Here is a 19,234-nt window from a genome sequence, read left to right as displayed (position 1 = left end):
TACAAATTGGTGGCACACGACTAACTCCGTTCTTGGAATTGGTTGGTAACTGCTATTTGTAAATTGCTACAATATTGTCAAACCCGCTTTTCCAAGCGGGTTTTTTTTATGTCCAATTTTTTCTCAAAAATCAATTATCATGTTATATCATTTTCAAACCAATGTACTCAAAACCCTAAGCGATACGCACACGCCAGTAGCGTTGTATTTAAAAATCCGCGATCAATTTTCCAATAGTTTTTTGCTGGAAAGCTCCGATTATAAAAGCAAAGAAAACAGTTATTCGTACCTCTGTTTTGATCCAATCGCTTCATTTATTACAAATGCTAATCAAACCACTATTACTTTTCCTGATAAAAAAACAAGTATAAAAGCAACTTCAGAAATTGAAATAGCAGCCGAGTTAAATCAATTCTCAAAATCATTTTCAGTGACTGATTTAAACCTCGGATTTGAAACGTTGGGATTATTTGGCTATACGAGTTACGACGCGATTCCGCTGTTTGAAGACATCACTTTCACCAAAAACGATTTTGATTTGCCGCTCATTCAATACCATTTATTTCGGTATACGATTGTGTTCAATCACTTTAACAATGAACTTTTTTTGCTGGAACATTTGCAAGAAAATGAGGCTTCCAACTTGGAAAAAATTCAGGAAATCATCAACAATCGTTCGGTGACGCAGTTCAAATTTGCGATTCAAAACAACGAGGAATCTAATTTTACAAATGATGATTTTTTAGAAGTAATTAAGAAAGGTCAAGAACATTGCTTTATTGGTGATGTGTTTCAAATCGTACTTTCCCGAAAATACAAACAAGCTTTCAAAGGCGACGAATTTAATGTTTACAGAGCATTGCGTTCCATCAATCCGTCACCCTATTTGTTCTATTTTGATTATGGAAATTTCAAATTATTTGGCTCTTCACCCGAGGCACAATTAACCATCAACAATCAAAAAGCCATCATCAACCCGATTGCCGGAACCTTTAAAAGAACCGGAAATGATGCCGAGGACGCACTTTTAGCAGAAGCGCTTTTGGCCGACCCAAAAGAAAATGCCGAACACATCATGCTCGTTGATTTGGCTCGAAATGATTTGAGTAAATCGAGTAAAAAAGTTGTGGTCGAGAGTTTTAAAAAGATTGAATACTACTCACACGTCATTCACATGGTTTCTAAAGTCAGTGCCGAATTACAACCCGAATACAATCCGATACAAATTTTGGGAAACACATATCCTGCTGGAACATTATCAGGCGCACCAAAACACAAAGCCATGCAATTGATTGACCAATACGAACCCAATTCACGCGGATTTTACGGCGGAACGGTTGGTATAATTGGCCTCAATGGTGGATTCAATCACGCGATTTTTATTCGCTCGTTCGTGAGCAGAAACAATCAACTGACGTACCAAGCCGGTTGCGGAATCGTAACAAAATCAGACGTGAACAGCGAATTAAATGAAGTGGAAACCAAATTGTCAGCACTTCGAAAAGCAATTCAATTAGCCCAAAACATATAGTTATGAAAGTAGTAGTAGTAGATAATTACGATTCGTTTGTGTACAATATTGTGCATGCGTTGTATGAAATTGGTGTGGAAGAAATTGATGTCATCAAAAACGACCAACTCGATTTTTCATCCATTCATCAGTACGATAAAATTGTGCTTTCGCCCGGACCTGGAATTCCGAAAGACGCTGGATTAATGCCGAAATTATTAACTGAATTCGCTTCCACCAAAAGCATACTCGGAATTTGTTTGGGTCATCAAGCCATCGCCGAACATTTCGGAACCGATTTGATCAATTTAACAGCGCCACTTCACGGAGTTGCCTCAGAAATTGAAATTGTAAAAGACGACTATTTATTCGAAAATCTTCCAAAACAATTTAAAATTGGCCATTATCATTCGTGGGTGGTTTCCGATAAAATTTCAGAGGATTTGGAAATTCTAGCCAAAGACGAATTGGGAAATATAATGGCACTAAAACATAAGAAATACGATGTGCGCGGATTGCAATTCCATCCCGAATCCATCCTTACCGAAAACGGAAAAATAGTACTTAAAAATTGGATAAACCATCTAATGTAAAATCAAATTATTTATAAAAAATAACCACAGATTCACAGATTTTAAAATCTTTTTCAATCTGTGAATCTGTGGCAAAAAAAAACAACACTATACTATTAAAAATAATTAAAATGAAAACAATATTAGAACCTTTATTCAAACATAAAACTTTAACCAAAGACGAAGCCAAACAAGTGCTCACCGACATTGCTTTAGGGAAATACAATCCAACGCAAATTGCTTCTTTTTTGACGGTTTTTATCATGCGAAACATCACGCTGGATGAATTAATTGGTTTCCGAGAAGCTTTACTGAATTTGTGTCATAAAGTTGATTTATCAGCTTACAATCCGATGGATGTTTGTGGAACAGGTGGCGATGGAAAAAATACGTTCAACATTTCAACATTAACGTCATTTGTTGTGGCTGGAGCCGGAATTCCGGTAGCCAAACACGGAAATTATGGTGTGTCGTCAATTTCTGGTTCATCGAATGTTTTGGAGACTTTAGGCGTTGTTTTTCAAACAGACGAAGCCATTCTGAAACAACAAATTCAAGAAACCAATATTTGCTTTTTACACGCGCCTTTGTTTCATCCAGCCATGAAAACCGTTGGTCCTATTCGAAAGGAATTAGGAATCAAGACTTTCTTTAATATGCTTGGCCCATTGGTAAATCCGGCTTTCCCAAAGGTACAAATGACAGGTGTTTTTAGTTTAGAGTTGGCACGAATGTATCAGTATTTACTGCAAGAAGAAAACAGTCAATACACTATAATTTATGGTTTGGATGGTTTTGACGAAGTAACACTCACTGATACCTGCAAATTGGTAACCAACAAAGGCGAGCGATTGGTTGAAGCTAAAGATTTTGCTCTGAAAAAAGTAGCGTTTTCTGAATTGTATGGAGGCGAAACCTTGGAAGAAGCCGCATCGATTTTCACTACAATTATCAACGGAAAAGGTTCAGAAGCGCAAAACAATGTGGTTTTAGTGAATGCAGCACTTGCAATTCAAACGTACCATCCCAATTTAACTTTTGAAGAAGCGTTTGATCATGCGTCAGCATCATTATTGGGACTAAAAGCTAAAAATTCGTTTAACCGATTAAAAGAGATTCAATGAACATATTAGATACTATAAAAGCTCAAAAAGTAAAAGAAGTTGAACTATTGAAAGCCCAATTTTCGTATTCATTTTTGGAAGAACAACCGCTGTTCAATTCGGCTACTCATTCGATGAAAAAAGCGATTGAAAGTTCGGTTACAGGCGGAATTATAGCTGAATTCAAACGAAAATCACCCGCTAAAGGAAATATCAATTTGGAGGCTAATGTGGTGGAAGTGACTCAAGGTTATGCCAACGCAGCAGTTTCTGGATTATCCGTTTTGACAGATTCCGAATTTTTTGGCGCTCAGAAAACCGACTTTCGATTGGCACGAAAAAGCAACTCCATTCCAATGTTACGAAAAGATTTTATGGTCGATGAATACCAAATCATTCAGTCGAAAGCCATGGGCGCCGATGTGATTTTGTTGATTGCTAAAATTTTATCGAAGAAACAATTGCAATCCTTCACCCATTTGGCACACGAACTCGGAATGGAAGTATTTCTAGAAACCCAAAATGAAGTAGAAATTCTGGAGAATTTGGATTTGCCATTTGATTTAATCGGAATTAACAACCGCAACTTAAACTCATTTGAAGTTTCAGTCGAGAACAGTATCAAATTGGCGCAATTACTCCCAAAATCGAGTATTAAAATTGCCGAAAGTGGCATTCAATCGTTAAAAACCCTACAACTCTTGAAGGCCAATGGATTCAACGGATTTTTAATTGGAGAATATTTTATGAAAGAGAGAAATCCGGCTGAAAAATGTAAAAAACTAATCCAACAATTGCTATGAAAATAAAGATTTGCGGAATGAAATTTCCGAAAAACATTCAAGAAATTGCTGCTTTGCAACCTGATTTTATGGGTTATATTTTCTATCCAAAATCCAAACGGTATGTTGGAACTGATTTTTCACCAAAATCAATACAAAAAGTACCCAATAGTATAAAAAAAGTAGCGGTTTTTGTTAATGAAGAGGTCGATCGAATTCTTGAAATTCAACACCAATTTAGCTTTGATTTTGTGCAATTACACGGAAATGAATCGGTTGCCGAATGTGAAGTTTTAAAAGAAAACAACATCAACATCATCAAAGCTTTTTCGGTTGACTCAACCTTTGATTTTGAAGCAATTGAAAAATACCAATCGGTTTGTGATTTCTTTTTATTCGATACCAAAACTCCCGATTATGGCGGAAGTGGAAAGTCTTTTGATTGGGAGTTATTAGAAAAATATAGGTTGTCAAAATCCTTTTTTTTAAGTGGTGGATTGAGCATTCACAACATCGGAAAGATAAAATATACAAAACATCCGATGTTAGTCGGATTGGATTTTAACAGTCAATTGGAAGATTCCAATACAAGAAAAATTAAAGAAGAAGTGAGCGAATTAATAGAAACAATAAGAGCAAAATGAAAACGACTTTACAACCTGATGAGAACGGATTTTATGGCGAATTTGGCGGTGCTTTTGTCCCCGAAATGTTGTATCCCAATGTTCTGGAATTACAAAAAAATTATTTGCAAATCATCGCAACTGATGAATTTCAAAACGAATTCAAATCGTTATTGAAAGACTATGTAGGCCGACCAACGCCTTTGTATTTTTCAAAGAATTTATCTGAGCAATTTCAGGCGCAAATTTATTTGAAACGAGAAGATTTGAACCACACTGGTGCGCACAAAATCAACAACGCTATCGGACAAGTTTTATTAGCCAAACGATTGAACAAAAAACGAATTATTGCCGAAACGGGTGCGGGTCAACACGGAGTTGCAACGGCAACAGCTTGTGCTTTATTGGGATTGGATTGCACTATTTATATGGGTGAAATTGACATCGAACGACAAAAACCAAACGTCGAACGCATGCGATTACTTGGCGCCAAAATTCAACCCGCAACGAGTGGAAGTAAAACCTTAAAAGACGCAACCAACGAAGCCATTCGCGCGTGGATTAATGATCCTGTTAGAACCCACTATATTATTGGTTCAGTAGTTGGTCCGCATCCGTATCCCGATTTGGTGGCACAATTTCAATCGGTCATTAGTGAAGAAATCAAAATCCAATTAAAAGAAAAGACCGGTGATGAAAATCCCGATTATGTTGTCGCTTGTCTTGGTGGCGGAAGCAATGCCATTGGAGCTTTTTATCATTTTATTGATAATGGAAAAACCCAATTAATTGCCGTTGAAGCGGGCGGTTTAGGTGTTCATTCCGGAAAAACAGCTGCCACAATTGCTTTAGGCAAAAAAGGCATCATTCACGGAAGTAAAACGTATTTAATTCAAACCGATGACGGCCAAATTGTGGAACCTCATTCGATTTCAGCCGGATTGGATTATCCCGGAATTGGACCTATTCACTCCTATTTGCACGATACCAAAAAAGCAGAAGTAGTTTCAATTACTGATGATGAGGCGATGCAAGCTGCGTATGATTTATCTCGAAAAGAAGGCATTATTCCAGCAATTGAATCGGCACATGCTTTGGCGTATTTGCACAAAATGAAGTTGAAAAAAAGTGATGTGGTGGTCGTAAATTTATCCGGAAGAGGCGACAAAGACTTAGCAACCTTACAAAACTACAGTAACCATGAACAATAGAATCCAAACCCTATTTAAAGCCAAAAAAGAAAACATTTTGTCGTTGTATTTCACGGCGGGATTTCCCAATTTGAATGACACTCTTACCATTTTAAAACATCTAGAAGAAAGTGATGTTGATATGATTGAAATCGGATTTCCGTATTCTGATCCGTTGGCCGATGGACCCGTTATTCAAGAAAGCAGCACACAAGCTATTGAAAACGGAATGACGTTAGCTCTTTTATTCGAACAATTAAAAACCTTAAGAAATAGTACTCAAAAACCAATTATTCTGATGGGTTATTTGAATGTAGTGCTACAATATGGAGAAAGAGAATTTATTGAAAAATGTGCTGAAGTTGGCGTTGACGGAATCATCATTCCCGACATGCCGTTGCACTATTATGTATCAAATTTTAAAGAATTATGCGAGAAAAATCAAGTCTCAAACATCTTATTAGTAACACCCGAAACTTCAGAAGAACGTATTGAGCAATTAGACCGTTATTCGTCGGGATTTATTTATTTGGTTTCGTCCAACAGTATTACAGGAAGCACCAATGCAACTTCTTTTCAAACGGATTATTACCAACGCATTCAGAATATGAATTTACAAAATCCGCATCTAATTGGCTTTGGTGTTCATAATCAAAAAACATTTGAAACCGTTTGTCAATTTGGTTCAGGAGCGATAATTGGAAGTGCCTTTATAAACCATTTGAAAGAAAACGGTACTACTAAAGAATCCATCAACCAATTTGTAAACACAATTCTAAAAACCTAACATAATTTCTATCCAATGATAACAAATCTTTATGATTAGAATCATTCTACAGAAGAGAATTCTATTTATCTTTGCACAAGATTTTTAAATCTAAAATCATACGTCTAAAATCTTAAATTATAATTATGTATCCAGAAGAAATGGTAAGCCCAATGCGTGCTGAATTAACCGACGCAGGTTTTCAAAATTTATATAGCGCTGAAGAAGTAAAAAATGCAATCAAAGCAGGAGGAACTACATTGGTTGTGGTCAACTCAGTTTGTGGTTGTGCAGCCAGAAATGCGCGTCCTGGAGCCAAAATGAGTTTGGATGGAAGCAAAAAGCCTGATCATTTAATCACTGTTTTTGCCGGTGTTGATCGCGAAGCTGTTGATGCTGCTCGAGAAGAAATGTTTCCGTTCCCACCATCATCGCCAAGCATGGCGTTGTTCAAAGATGGCGAATTGGTACACATGTTAGAACGTCACCACATTGAAGGTCGTCCTGCCGAAATGATTGCTGAAAACTTAAAAGACGCTTACGCAGAGTTTTGTTAATTTTTTAACTGCAAAGACGCTACGTTTGCGCAAAGCTCGCAAAGAAAAACTCAAAAATTTGCCGCAGATTCGCTGATTATTTTTTAATCTGTGAATCTGTGGCTTATTATTTTAAAAAACCTTGTGAACTTTGCGTAAAAAACTTTGCGCCTTTGCGGTTAAATTATAAATTTGCACCCGAATTCTTCCATTTAGAGTTCATAACATATTTCTGTAACAGTGCACTAAAGTGCACCGCTAAAACGTTTATAGCATGCAACTGTACAACACCTTAAGCGCAGAAGAAAGAGCCGAGCTGATTGATCAAGCCGGAAAACAACGCCTCACGTTGTCTTTCTATGCGTATGCCAAAATTGAAGATCCCAAAAAATTTCGCGACGATTTATTTCTTGCTTGGAATGCACTCGATGCTTTGGGTCGAACCTATGTAGCCAAAGAAGGAATTAACGCTCAAATGAGTGTTCCGGCCGAAAATTTTGAAGCATTTCGCGAAACTTTAGAATCCTACGAATTCATGCGAGGCATTCGTTTGAATGTAGCTGTAGAACACGACGATCATTCGTTTTTAAAATTGACCGTGAAAGTCCGCGACAAAATTGTAGCCGACGGTTTGAACGATGAAACTTTTGATGTAACCAACATTGGTGTGCATTTAAAAGCCAAAGAATTCAACCAAATTTTAGAAGATCCGAACACGATTGTTGTTGATTTTAGAAATCACTACGAAAGCGAAATTGGTCATTTTAAAGGCGCAATTACTCCCGATGTTGAGACTTTTAGAGAAAGTTTGCCCATCATTAACGAACAACTCAAAGATTTTAAAGAAGATAAAAACCTAGTGATGTATTGCACAGGTGGAATTCGTTGCGAAAAAGCATCGGCATATTTCAAACACCAAGGTTTTAAGAACGTGTTCCAATTGGAAGGCGGTATCATCAACTATGCCAAACAAATCAAAGAAGAAGGTTTGGAAAGCAAGTTCATTGGTAAAAATTTCGTTTTCGATCATCGATTGGGCGAACGCATCACCGACGATATTGTTTCGCAATGCCATCAATGTGGAAAACCGTGCGACAATCACACCAATTGTTTGAACGATGGTTGTCATTTGTTGTTCATTCAATGCGACGAATGTAAAACCGCAATGGAAAATTGTTGCTCAACAGAATGTTTAGAAATCACTCATCTTCCTTTGGCTGAACAAGTTAAATTGAGACGTGGAAAACAAGTAGGAAACAAAGTCTTCCGCAAAGGGAAATCAGAGAAATTGAAGTTCAAACATTCTGGTGAATTGTCGGATCAACCTTTAGCCAAAGCACAAGAAATCACCGACATCCGTCAAAAAATAAAAGTCAAAAAGGTACTTTTAGGCAAAGCCGAACATTATTATGTAAAAGCGCAAGTGGGATTGTTCATCATCGAAAATCAGGAATTAACTATTGGTGATACCATTCTAATTTCGGGACCAACAACTGGAAATGAGCAGCTAATTTTAGAAAAAATGCTCGTGAACGGGCAGGAAAATTCAGTGGCAAAAGTCGGAGATAAAGTGACTTTTGAAGTGCCTTTTAGAGTGCGTTTGTCTGATAAGTTATTTAAAATTATTAGCTAATGACCACTTCAGGAAAGATTGAATTGATGGCGCCTGCGGGCAACTTCGAATCACTTCAAGCGGCATTAGATAATGGTTGTGATTCGGTGTATTTTGGTGTGGAACAATTGAATATGCGTGCTCGTGCCACGGTAAATTTTGTTTTGGATGATTTACCTGAAATTGCGCGTCGTTGCAACGAAAAAAACGTTCGAACGTATTTGACTTTAAATACCATTATTTACGATCACGATTTGTCGGTTGTAAAAACCTTACTTAATAAGGCCAAAGAAGTGGGAATTACAGCAGTTATTGCTTCGGATCAAGCAGTCATCATGTCGGCACGAAGTATGGGAATTGAAGTTCATATTTCTACTCAATTGAACGTTACTAATATTGAAACAGTAAAATTTTACGCACTATTTGCGGATACAATAGTTTTGTCGCGTGAGTTGAGTTTGCGTCAAGTAAAGAAAATCACCGACGATATCGAAAAAGAACAAATCAAAGGTCCGAGTGGTAATTTAGTTGAAATCGAAATCTTTGGTCACGGTGCGTTGTGCATGGCCGTTTCCGGAAAATGTTATTTAAGTTTGCATTCGCACAATTCATCAGCCAATCGCGGTGCTTGCAAGCAAAATTGCCGAAAAAAATATACCGTTATCGACCAAGAAAGTGGTTTCGAAATTGAAATTGACAACGAATACATGATGTCGCCCAAAGATTTGTGTACGCTCGATTTCTTAGATCAAGTCATCGATTCAGGCATCAAAGTATTGAAAATTGAAGGTCGCGGTCGCGCTGCTGATTACGTAGCAACCGTTATCAAAACCTACCGCGAAGCCATAGATTCCTACTACGAAAGAACATTCACCAAAGAAAAAACCACAGTTTGGATGGAAGCTTTAGCTACTGTTTACAACCGCGGTTTTTGGAGTGGTTATTATCTCGGGCAAAAATTGGGCGAATGGTCGGACAATCCGGGTTCGAGCGCTACTCAGAAAAAAGTGTATGTGGGAAAAGGAATGCATTATTTCCCCAAATCGAATATCGCCGAATTCAAAATTGAAGCCTATGACATCAAAAAAGGCGATAAAATTCTAATCACTGGTCCGAGTACGGGCGCACAAGAATTGGTTTTAGAGGATTTTTTAGTTAACGATAACCATTCTGAAAAAGCGACCAAAGGCGACAGCTGTACCTTGAAAGTGCCTTTCCGCATTCGATTATCCGACAAAATGTACAAAATCGTAGAAAACTAATGGTCATTGTTACGCTTCAAAGAGACAAATGCATCGGTTGTAATTACTGTGTCGAAATGGCACCTGGTCAGTTTCAGATGTCAAAAAAAGACGGAAAATCAGTCTTGTTAAAATCAACCAACACCAAAGGATTTCACACGTTAAAATCACCCGATTATACCATTGCAGAAAACTGCGAATTGGCTGTAAAAGCTTGTCCAGTAAACATTATCTCAGTAAAAGAAACCTAAAATTTACAGATTTTCAATACATTATACTCCAAATTTCAACGATAATTAAGTTGGGATTTGGAGTTCGTTTTTTGGGATTTTTTAATTGGAATTTATTTTATAAAAATACTATCTTTACCAATTAATCGTTTTAAGAATTTAAGTTGCTTTTGGCAACACTCTAAATATATTATGGCTTGTACAAACTGTTCTACGGGTGCTAAAGATGGTACACCAAGAGGATGTAAAAATAATGGGACTTGTGGCACCGATAGCTGCAACAAATTGACGGTTTTTGATTGGTTGGGAAATATGAATTTACCCAACGGAGAAACACCGTTTGATTGTGTAGAAGTACGCTTCAAAAATGGAAGAAAAGAATTTTACCGCAACACTGAAAAACTTACCCTAAGTATTGGAGATATTGTTGCTACTGAAGCCTCACCAGGACACGATGTTGGAATTATAACCCTGACAGGCGAATTGGTGAAAATTCAAATGAAGAAAAAAGGCGTAAATCACAACAGTGCAGAAATCGCAAAAATTTACCGAAAAGCATCACAAAAAGACATTGACATTTGGAGTAATGCTCGTGACAAAGAAGAGCCTATGAAGGTAAGAGCACGTGAAATTGCCATCGCTCTCAAACTCGAAATGAAATTATCAGACATCGAATTTCAAGGTGATGGTTCAAAAGCCATTTTCTATTATACCGCAAACGATCGTGTAGATTTCCGTCAATTGATTAAAGATTTTGCAAAAGAATTCAGTACACGTATCGAAATGAAACAAGTAGGTTTTCGTCAGGAAGCTTCACGCTTGGGCGGAATTGGATCATGTGGACGTGAATTGTGTTGTTCAACTTGGTTGACCGATTTCAGAAGTGTAAATACTGCGGCGGCTCGTTACCAGCAATTATCCTTAAATCCACAGAAATTAGCAGGTCAATGCGGAAAACTAAAGTGCTGTCTGAATTACGAATTGGACACTTACCTTGATGCTTTAAAAGATTTCCCAGATTTTGAAACCAAGTTATATACCGAAAAAGGTGATGCAATTTGTCAAAAACAAGATATTTTTAAAGGGTTAATGTGGTTTGCTTATACTGATAATTTTGCCAATTGGCATGTACTCAAAATTGAGCAAGTAAAAGAAATCATCGCTTCCAATAAAGAGAAAAAAAGGGTTTCTTCTCTTGAAGATTATGCTTTGGAAGTTACAACTGAACCTGTTGTTGATTTCAATAATGCTATGGGACAAGAAAGTTTAACGCGTTTTGACCAACCTAAAAAGAAAAAAAGTAAAAACAGAAATAAAAAACGTCCGAATACTAACAATCCAAATAGCAACAACAACGCTAACAACGCTAACAAAAATAGCACTAAAGTATCGGGTGAGAGAAAGATCAATAGAAATGAAAATAAAAAATAGTTTTTTATTCTTGCTTTTAGCTCTTGTTGTAATTTCTTGCGATAAGAAAAGTGTTTTTGACGAATACAAATCGGTTGATACTTCGTGGCACAAAGACACTATTGTTAGCTTTAAATTACCTCAACTGGATAAGGCTAAGAAATACAATTTATTTGTCAACATCAGAAACAACAATGATTATCCTTACAACAATCTTTTTTTAATTGTTTCAATGGAACAACCCAACAAAAAAGTGATTGTAGATACCTTAGAATACCAAATGGCCAATCCAGACGGAACTCTAATGGGGGAAGGATTTTCCGATATAAAACTCAGCAAATTACTTTACAAAGAGAATGTGAGTTTTGATTTAAAAGGAGATTATACAGTCAAAATCCAACACGCTAACCGACAAACTGGCAAGATTGTGGGTGTAGAAAACCTAAAAGGTGTTACCGATGTTGGTTTTAGAATTGAATTAAAATAAGAACAAATGGCACAAACAACTCCCAAAACCAAAGACATAAAATACTACCAAAGAAAATTTTGGAAATTTTTTATATACGGAATTGCAGGTATTTTTCTTTATTTTTTATTGGCTTCTTGGGGTGTTTTCGGAAAAATGCCTTCGTTTGAACAATTGGAAAATCCAGATTCTAACTTAGCCACTGAAATCATTTCGTTTGATGGTGTAACCTTAGGAAAATTCTATAACGAAAACCGTTCTGCTGTTAAGTACAGTGATTTACCCAAACATTTAGTAGATGCATTGGTTTCTACCGAGGACGAACGTTTTTATGAACATTCCGGAATTGATGCCAAACGTACATTTGGCGCAGCAGTTCAATTAGGAAGAGACGGTGGAGCAAGTACCATCACTCAACAATTAGCCAAATTATTATTCCATGGTGAGGGTTCGAAAAACTTCATTCTTCGTGTCATTCAAAAAACCAAAGAATGGATCATTGCTATTAAATTAGAACGTCAATATACCAAAGACGAAATCATCGCTCTTTATCTCAATCAAGTAGATTTTGTAAATGGTGCAGTTGGAATTGGTTCTGCTTCCAAAATATACTTCGGAAAAGCACCTAAAGATTTAACCATAGAAGAAAGCGCAGTTTTAGTAGGAATGCTAAAAAATCCTGCGCTTTACAATCCGGTAAAAGAAAAGAGAAAACAATTGGTTTTAGACCGAAGAAATACAGTGCTGGGTCAAATGGTTCGCAATAAATTCCTTGAACCTGAAGCTAAAGAACGACTTTCTAAAAAACCTATTGTTCTTAAATTCCAGCCCGAAAGTCACCGCGAAGGCGAAGCTACTTATTTCAGAGAATACCTGCGCGATTACATGAAAGCGTGGGCCAAAGACAATAAAAAACCTAATGGTGACGATTACGACATCTACAGCGATGGTCTAAAAATTTACACCACCATTGATTCTAAAATTCAACTTTATGCCGAGGAAGCAGTAAAAGCCCACATGAAAAACATGCAAGAAGAGTTTTTCATCCAACAACGCGGTAACAAAAACGCGCCTTTCTTAAAAATCACAGATGCCGAGACCAATCGAATCATGAATCAAGCCATGAAAAATTCGGAACGTTGGCGCGTACTCAAAGAATTAGGCAAATCCGATGATGAAATCATAGCCTCATTTAAAGTAAAAACAAAAATGAGAGTCTTTACTTGGGAAGGTGAAAAAGACACCATCATGCGACCTTTGGACTCCATTCGCTACTATAAACACTTTTTACAAGCCGGTTTAATGTCGATGGAACCACAAACCGGACACGTAAAAGCTTGGGTAGGCGGAATCAATTATAAATACTTCCAGTATGATCACGTGGGTCAAGGTGCGCGCCAAGTTGGTTCTACTTTCAAACCGTTTGTTTATGCAACTGCCATCGAACAACTCGGAATGTCGCCTTGTGATCAAATGATTGACGGTCCGTTCATGATGCGAAGAGGAAAACACCACTTAACCAGCAATTGGGAACCGCGTAACTCAGACGGTAAATACCGCGGAATGGTGACTTTGAAAAAAGCACTCGCTCATTCCATCAATACAATTTCGGCTAAATTAATTGACAAAACCGGTCCGGAAGCCGTTGTAGACATGACCAAAAAATTAGGTGTCACTGCCGATATTCCTGCTCAACCTGCCATTGCTCTTGGAGCTGTTGAAATCACAGTTCAGGAAATGGTAGGCGCTTACAGTACATTCGCCAATCAAGGTGTGTACGTAAAACCACAATTCATCTTAAAAATTGAAGATAAAAACGGTTCACTTATCTACGAACCCAAAATGGAATCGCGTGACGTGCTCAACCGCGACATCGCTTTTGCCGTAGTGAAACTAATGGAAGGCGTAACCGAAGAAGGTTCGGGTCAACGTTTACGTTACACTGGCGGAGGTTCGGGATACAACCGAATGACAGGTTTTCCGTATGCTTTTGAAAATGACATCGCCGGAAAAACGGGAACGACTCAAAATCAATCCGACGGTTGGTTCATCGGTATGGTACCCAATTTAGCAACTGGTGTTTGGGTCGGTTGTGAAGATCGCTCAGCGCGTTTTAGAAGCATCACCTACGGACAAGGTGCAGCAATGGCTTTGCCTGTTTGGGGATTGTTCATGAAAAAATGCTACGCTGATCCCGATTTAAACATATCCAAAGAAGCCTTTGAAGAACCCGAAGAATCAGTCATTAAAGTCGATTGTGGCTCGTCCAATTACATCAAGAAAAAATCTCGCGATTCAACTGCTGTAACAGCACCCACAGACGAATTCGGTCTCGAATAAATAGCTTGATTTTTTGAAGCAATCTCCAGCTATTCGCAGTATCTTTTTTGAAAACTTAGCTGCAAACGAAAAGCAGTTACTAACAAAAAAGGATACTTGCTTCTATCTGGGCTAGGGCATCGCAATACAAACAACAATTGCAGTAAATTGTACTAAAATATGATCAACAAAAAAGTAAACTCGGTGCAGGAAGCACTCGCCGGAATTGAAGACAATATGACCATCATGCTCGGTGGTTTTGGCTTGTGTGGCATTCCCGAAAACTCCATCGCCGAATTGGTAAAAAAAGGAACCAAAAACCTTACGTGTATTTCCAATAATGCAGGTGTAGACGATTTTGGCCTCGGACTATTACTCCAACAAAAACAAATCAAAAAAATGATTTCGTCGTATGTGGGTGAAAATGCCGAATTCGAACGCCAAATGCTCTCGGGCGAATTGGAAGTCGAACTCATTCCGCAAGGCACTTTGGCAGAACGTTGTCGTGCTGCTCAAGCCGGAATTCCAGCATTTTTTACTCCAGCAGGTTACGGAACCGAGGTAGCCGAAGGAAAAGAAGTGCGCGAATTCAACGGAAAAATGCACGTTATGGAACACGCGTTCAAAGCCGATTTTTCGATTGTAAAAGCATGGAAAGGCGACGAAGCTGGAAATTTAATTTTCAAAGGAACGGCTCGAAACTTCAACCCGTGTATGTGCGGCGCTGGAAAAATCACTATCGCCGAAGTAGAAGAATTACTTCCTGCGGGTAGTTTAGATCCAAATCAAATTCACATACCCGGAATTTTAATTCAACGCATTTTCAAAGGTGAAAAGTTTGAAAAACGAATAGAGCAACGCACAGTCCGCAAGAAATAATTTGAAGATTCATTAATTTGAAAATTTGAAGATGAGAAACGACAAAGACAATTTAATAGTAAACTTAAGTTTTGAATTTGCTTTAAAAATCATTGCTTACGTTGAAGAAATTCGGAAAACAAATCGTTTTGAAATGGCTTCACAAATTTTCAGAAGCGGAACATCGATAGGAGCCAATATAAGAGAAGCTCAAAATGCAGAAAGTAAAGCAGATTTTATTCATAAATTCAAAATTGCAGCTAAAGAAGCGGATGAAGTCCAATACTGGTTGATTTTATGCAAAGAATCAGAATTTTACCCTAATCCGAGTGAAGAACTTCACACACAAATACAATCTATAAATTTGATTTTATCAAAGATTATTTCTTCGAGTAAGAAGTCTTAATTTTCAAATCATCAAATTTTCAAATCATCAAATTATGTTAGGAAAAGAAGAAATCGCAAAACGAATAGCCAAAGAAGTCAAAGATGGCTATTATGTCAACTTAGGAATCGGAATTCCTACTTTGGTTGCCAATTATGTGCGTACTGATATTTCAGTTGAGTTTCAAAGCGAAAATGGCGTACTCGGAATGGGTCCATTCCCTTTTGAAGGCGAAGAAGATGCCGATTTAATCAACGCAGGAAAACAAACCATTACCACATTACCTGGAGCGAGTTTCTTTGACTCGGGTTTTAGCTTCGGAATGATTCGTGGGCAACACGTAGATTTGACCATTCTTGGCGCTATGGAAGTAGCCGAAAATGGTGACATCGCCAACTGGAAAATCCCAGGAAAAATGGTCAAAGGAATGGGCGGTGCAATGGATTTGGTTGCTTCTGCCGAAAATATTATTGTGGCCATGATGCACGTAAACAAAGCTGGCGAAAGTAAAATTTTAAAACGTTGTACTTTGCCGTTAACTGGTGTTGGCTGTGTGAAAAAAGTAGTAACCGAATTGGCTGTCTTGGAAATCACACCCAAAGGGTTCAAACTTTTAGAACGCGCTCCCGGTGTTTCAGTTGAGCATATTATTGCTTCCACTGAGGCCGATTTGATCATAGAAGGTGAAGTTCCAGAAATGGTGATTGATTAATACACACATTCATAAAATAAAAAACCACAAAACTCAATTGAATTTTGTGGTTTTTTGTTTATCTGAACATTATTTTTTGCTTTCCAAATATTCCGAAATTACTGGTGAAGCATGAGTGAAACTCGGGAATTGTTCGACCATACTCACTGCACGTTTCTTATTCAATTTATAAGTCAGGTCAAATTCGGTGGTGAATAAAATGGCTGCTAAAAACGGATTATTAATGAACTCCAACAATCGATTGAAGGCTGAATCAATCGTATGAATTTCAACAATTTCTTCTTTTTGAAACTTGAATTTCAATTCCAATTGCAAATCGTTTTTTTCCACAACCGGGCGAACGTAAATGTTCATCAATTCGGTATTGCCAATGGTTTTTGCCAAAGTTAATTTAGCAAAAGTTCCGTCTTCCAGACTGACTTTAACTTTAGCATAAAACTCTAAAAAGGATTCTTTGAAAGGCATATTGTAAAACTATTTGCCACTGATTCACAGATTTTTTTTACTTTTCATTAAAAATAGAATCTTTGAATCAGCGGCATTTTTTTAATTATAAGTTAGCAAAAAAATCGTTGCCTTTATCATCAGTAATAATAAACGCTGGGAAATCTTTAACTGTAATTTTGCGTACGGCTTCCATTCCGAGTTCTTCAAAATCGACTACTTCTACTTTTAGAATATTATCTTGAGCTAAAATCGCCGCCGGACCACCAATCGAACCTAAATAAAATCCACCGTATTTTTTACACGCTTCCATCACTTCTTTGGTGCGATTTCCTTTGGCCAACATGATCATACTTCCACCAGCTTTTTGGAATTCTTCTACATAAACGTCCATTCGACCTGCGGTTGTTGGACCAAAACTTCCCGATGGCATTCCTTCTGGAGTTTTAGCCGGACCAGCATAGTACACCGGATGGTTTTTAAAGTAGTCGGGCATTGGTTTTCCAGCATCTAACAATTCTTTGATCTTGGCATGAGCAATATCGCGAGCCACAATCAACGTTCCGTTCAATTTCAAACGCGTTTTGATTGGATATTTTGATAATTCTGCTAAAATTTCAGCCATGGGTCGGTTTAAATCTACCTCAACTGGAGCTTCCAAATGCGGTGGAACTTCTGGTAAAAATTGCTTCGGATTGGTTTCTAGTTGCTCCAAGAAAATTCCTTCTTTAGTGATTTTCCCTTTGATGTTTCGGTCGGCCGAACATGAAACTCCCAATCCAACCGGGCAAGAAGCCGCGTGACGAGGCAAACGAATCACACGAACATCGTGTGCAAAATATTTTCCTCCAAATTGGGCACCAATGGCACTTTCTTGACAGTACAACAATACTTTTTTCTCCCATTCCAAATCGCGAAACGCTTGACCCGACATGTTTCCAGACGTTGGAAGGTTGTCGTAATAACCTGCTGATGCTTTTTTTACGGCAGCCAAATTTGCTTCGGCAGACGTTCCTCCAATTACCAAAGCCAAATGGTAAGGCGGACAAGCCGAAGTACCTAAATCTTTGATTTTTTCTCGCACAAATTCCTCCATTGATTTTTCGTTCAATAGCGATTTTGTTTTTTGATATAAGAAGGTTTTATTAGCCGAACCTCCGCCTTTGGTCAAAAACAAAAACTCATACGACGCTCCTTTTTTAGCATAAATATCAATTTGTGCTGGAAGATTGGAGCCCGAATTTTTCTCCTCAAACATAGAAATCGGGACGATTTGCGAATACCGCAGATTTTTATTCTGAAATGTATTGAAAATCCCTTTGGACAACCATTCGGCATCATCCACACCAGTGAAAACATTTTCCCCTTTTTTAGCCATAACAATTGCCGTTCCGGTGTCTTGACAAGAAGGCAATTGACCTTCAACGGCCACTACTGCGTTTTGGAGTAAATTATAGGCTACAAATCGGTCGTTATCAGTTGCTTCAGGATCGTTTAGAATGTTGTTTAATTTTTGCAAATGTGCAGTTCGAAGCATAAACGAAACATCATTCATCGCTTCTTGAGCCAATAATTCCAAACCTTTCGGATCAACGGTTAGGATTTCTCTATCACCCAATTGTTCTACTTTTATAAAATCAGAAGATAGTTTTTTGTACTGCGTATCGTCTTTCAAAATCGGATACGGATCTTGGTATATAAAGTCCATTTTGAATTGTTTTTGAAGCGTAAAGTTACGGAATAATGCTGGGAAAGAAAAACCCAAATTGGTTATTTGCTATAGATGAATTTACTCCTCTATTTTATAATACTCTGAATATGAAATTATTTTCTTTCGATATACTTTTCCTCGTGGAGATTTGAAATCTTTATTCCATTTGTTCCCTTTTTTTGTGAAATGAATAGAATCTGAATATTCTAAAAGACCATCTTCTCCGCCCGATAGGTCTTCTTCTGCGTTTGTTTCATTAGGCCAAAACGACTCCGTATAAGCAACTAGTTTTGTGTTGGAAATCAAAGAAAAATTAACGTCAGTATACCAACCACCATCACCCACAGATGACCAAGTATGCACTTTTGACGAATTTTTCCCATCTACATAGAAAAGAGTATTACTTTGATCATAACCACATGCCGGATATCCAAAAGATACTCTTTTAAATGAAGAAGAAATAGAATCCAACTCATAATTACCGTACCATTCGGATCCTTCTGATGCGGCTTTTACAGTAATTTTATCTGTGTACACCAATTGATTCTTTTGTAAAAAGTCAATTTTAAAATCCAAATCACAAATGCTGTCTTTGCTGCATGTCTTTTTCAAAAGATGAACTAAAGCATAATCATTGTACTTTTTATCGTCTTGATAAAGAAAGAAAATAGTATCGGTACTGATAACTTTATCAATTGTATAAATAGGATCTTCAGCAGCTTCAGCTAGTTGCATAGAGTCTATTACTGCCTCTCTATTTTGAC

General features: G+C 37.6%; 20 protein-coding genes. 17 read left to right on the top strand and 3 right to left on the bottom strand.

Translation table 11 applies throughout. The features are described from left to right. Positions 1-139: 139 nt before the first annotated feature. The 17 genes from VK161_RS06535 (at position 140) to VK161_RS06455 (ending at position 16,315) form a co-directional block, all read left to right on the top strand. A complete protein-coding gene (locus VK161_RS06535) occupies positions 140-1,531 on the top strand; it encodes an anthranilate synthase component I family protein (RefSeq protein WP_324213964.1) in 1,392 nt (463 codons plus the stop codon). A gap of 2 nt (positions 1,532-1,533) precedes the next feature. After that, positions 1,534-2,103, top strand: a complete 570-nt coding sequence (locus tag VK161_RS06530) for an aminodeoxychorismate/anthranilate synthase component II (RefSeq protein ID WP_324213963.1) — start codon at positions 1,534-1,536, stop codon at positions 2,101-2,103. A gap of 110 nt (positions 2,104-2,213) precedes the next feature. After that, a complete protein-coding gene (gene trpD / locus VK161_RS06525; RefSeq protein WP_324213962.1) occupies positions 2,214-3,206 on the top strand; it encodes an anthranilate phosphoribosyltransferase in 993 nt (330 codons plus the stop codon). Continuing rightward, entirely contained in the window at positions 3,203-3,988 is a 786-nt protein-coding gene (locus VK161_RS06520) for an indole-3-glycerol phosphate synthase TrpC (protein ID WP_324213961.1), read from the top strand. Before trpD ends, VK161_RS06520 begins: the two co-directional genes overlap by 4 nt. Next, complete coding sequence (locus tag VK161_RS06515; protein ID WP_324213960.1) at positions 3,985-4,611, top strand: phosphoribosylanthranilate isomerase; 627 nt, start codon at positions 3,985-3,987, stop codon at positions 4,609-4,611. Before VK161_RS06520 ends, VK161_RS06515 begins: the two co-directional genes overlap by 4 nt. Next, a complete protein-coding gene (gene trpB / locus VK161_RS06510; protein ID WP_324213959.1) occupies positions 4,608-5,801 on the top strand; it encodes a tryptophan synthase subunit beta in 1,194 nt (397 codons plus the stop codon). Before VK161_RS06515 ends, trpB begins: the two co-directional genes overlap by 4 nt. Then, on the top strand, positions 5,791-6,567 hold the full coding sequence (gene trpA, locus VK161_RS06505; protein ID WP_324213958.1) for a tryptophan synthase subunit alpha: 777 nt from the start codon (positions 5,791-5,793) through the stop codon (positions 6,565-6,567). The genes trpB and trpA overlap by 11 nt, the downstream gene beginning before the upstream one ends. A 125-nt stretch (positions 6,568-6,692) precedes the next feature. Next, complete coding sequence (locus VK161_RS06500) at positions 6,693-7,103, top strand: BrxA/BrxB family bacilliredoxin (RefSeq protein WP_324213957.1); 411 nt, start codon at positions 6,693-6,695, stop codon at positions 7,101-7,103. A gap of 253 nt (positions 7,104-7,356) precedes the next feature. Continuing rightward, positions 7,357-8,715, top strand: coding sequence for a rhodanese-related sulfurtransferase (locus VK161_RS06495; RefSeq protein ID WP_324213956.1), 1,359 nt, complete (start codon positions 7,357-7,359; stop codon positions 8,713-8,715). Beyond that, positions 8,715-9,956, top strand: a complete 1,242-nt coding sequence (locus VK161_RS06490) for a peptidase U32 family protein (protein ID WP_324213955.1) — start codon at positions 8,715-8,717, stop codon at positions 9,954-9,956. The genes VK161_RS06495 and VK161_RS06490 overlap by 1 nt, the downstream gene beginning before the upstream one ends. Then, complete coding sequence (locus VK161_RS06485; RefSeq protein WP_324213954.1) at positions 9,956-10,186, top strand: ferredoxin; 231 nt, start codon at positions 9,956-9,958, stop codon at positions 10,184-10,186. Before VK161_RS06490 ends, VK161_RS06485 begins: the two co-directional genes overlap by 1 nt. Positions 10,187-10,357: 171 nt before the next feature. Beyond that, positions 10,358-11,596, top strand: coding sequence for a regulatory iron-sulfur-containing complex subunit RicT (locus VK161_RS06480; RefSeq protein ID WP_324213953.1), 1,239 nt, complete (start codon positions 10,358-10,360; stop codon positions 11,594-11,596). Continuing rightward, positions 11,580-12,062, top strand: coding sequence for a gliding motility lipoprotein GldH (locus VK161_RS06475; protein ID WP_324213952.1), 483 nt, complete (start codon positions 11,580-11,582; stop codon positions 12,060-12,062). The genes VK161_RS06480 and VK161_RS06475 overlap by 17 nt, the downstream gene beginning before the upstream one ends. A gap of 6 nt (positions 12,063-12,068) precedes the next feature. Continuing rightward, complete coding sequence (locus VK161_RS06470; RefSeq protein ID WP_324213951.1) at positions 12,069-14,381, top strand: PBP1A family penicillin-binding protein; 2,313 nt, start codon at positions 12,069-12,071, stop codon at positions 14,379-14,381. Positions 14,382-14,540: 159 nt separating this feature from the next. Further along, positions 14,541-15,239, top strand: coding sequence for a CoA transferase subunit A (locus VK161_RS06465; protein ID WP_324213950.1), 699 nt, complete (start codon positions 14,541-14,543; stop codon positions 15,237-15,239). Between the two features lie 31 nt (positions 15,240-15,270). Beyond that, on the top strand, positions 15,271-15,624 hold the full coding sequence (locus VK161_RS06460) for a four helix bundle protein (protein WP_324213949.1): 354 nt from the start codon (positions 15,271-15,273) through the stop codon (positions 15,622-15,624). A gap of 34 nt (positions 15,625-15,658) precedes the next feature. Continuing rightward, positions 15,659-16,315 carry a CoA transferase subunit B gene (locus VK161_RS06455; RefSeq protein WP_324213948.1) on the top strand — a complete coding sequence of 219 codons (657 nt, stop codon included), beginning with the start codon at positions 15,659-15,661 and terminating at the stop codon, positions 16,313-16,315. 69 nt (positions 16,316-16,384) lie between these two features. On the opposite strand, the gene VK161_RS06450 is transcribed toward VK161_RS06455, so the two are convergent. The 3 genes from VK161_RS06450 to VK161_RS06440 form a co-directional block, all read right to left on the bottom strand. Further along, positions 16,385-16,780 (bottom strand): hypothetical protein, encoded by a 396-nt coding sequence (locus tag VK161_RS06450; RefSeq protein WP_324213947.1) that lies wholly within the window; start codon positions 16,778-16,780, stop codon positions 16,385-16,387. A gap of 85 nt (positions 16,781-16,865) precedes the next feature. Continuing rightward, a complete protein-coding gene (locus VK161_RS06445; RefSeq protein ID WP_324213946.1) occupies positions 16,866-18,467 on the bottom strand; it encodes a fumarate hydratase in 1,602 nt (533 codons plus the stop codon). 81 nt (positions 18,468-18,548) lie between these two features. Beyond that, complete coding sequence (locus VK161_RS06440) at positions 18,549-19,205, bottom strand: hypothetical protein (RefSeq protein WP_324213945.1); 657 nt, start codon at positions 19,203-19,205, stop codon at positions 18,549-18,551. Between the last annotated feature and the right edge of the window lie 29 nt (positions 19,206-19,234).

Origin of the sequence: Flavobacterium sp., from assembly GCF_035299245.1 — a bacterium.
In the GTDB taxonomy this organism is placed as follows: domain Bacteria; phylum Bacteroidota; class Bacteroidia; order Flavobacteriales; family Flavobacteriaceae; genus Flavobacterium.
Note: the sequence above shows the minus strand (reverse complement) of the source record. Positions and strands in the feature narration are given on the sequence as shown.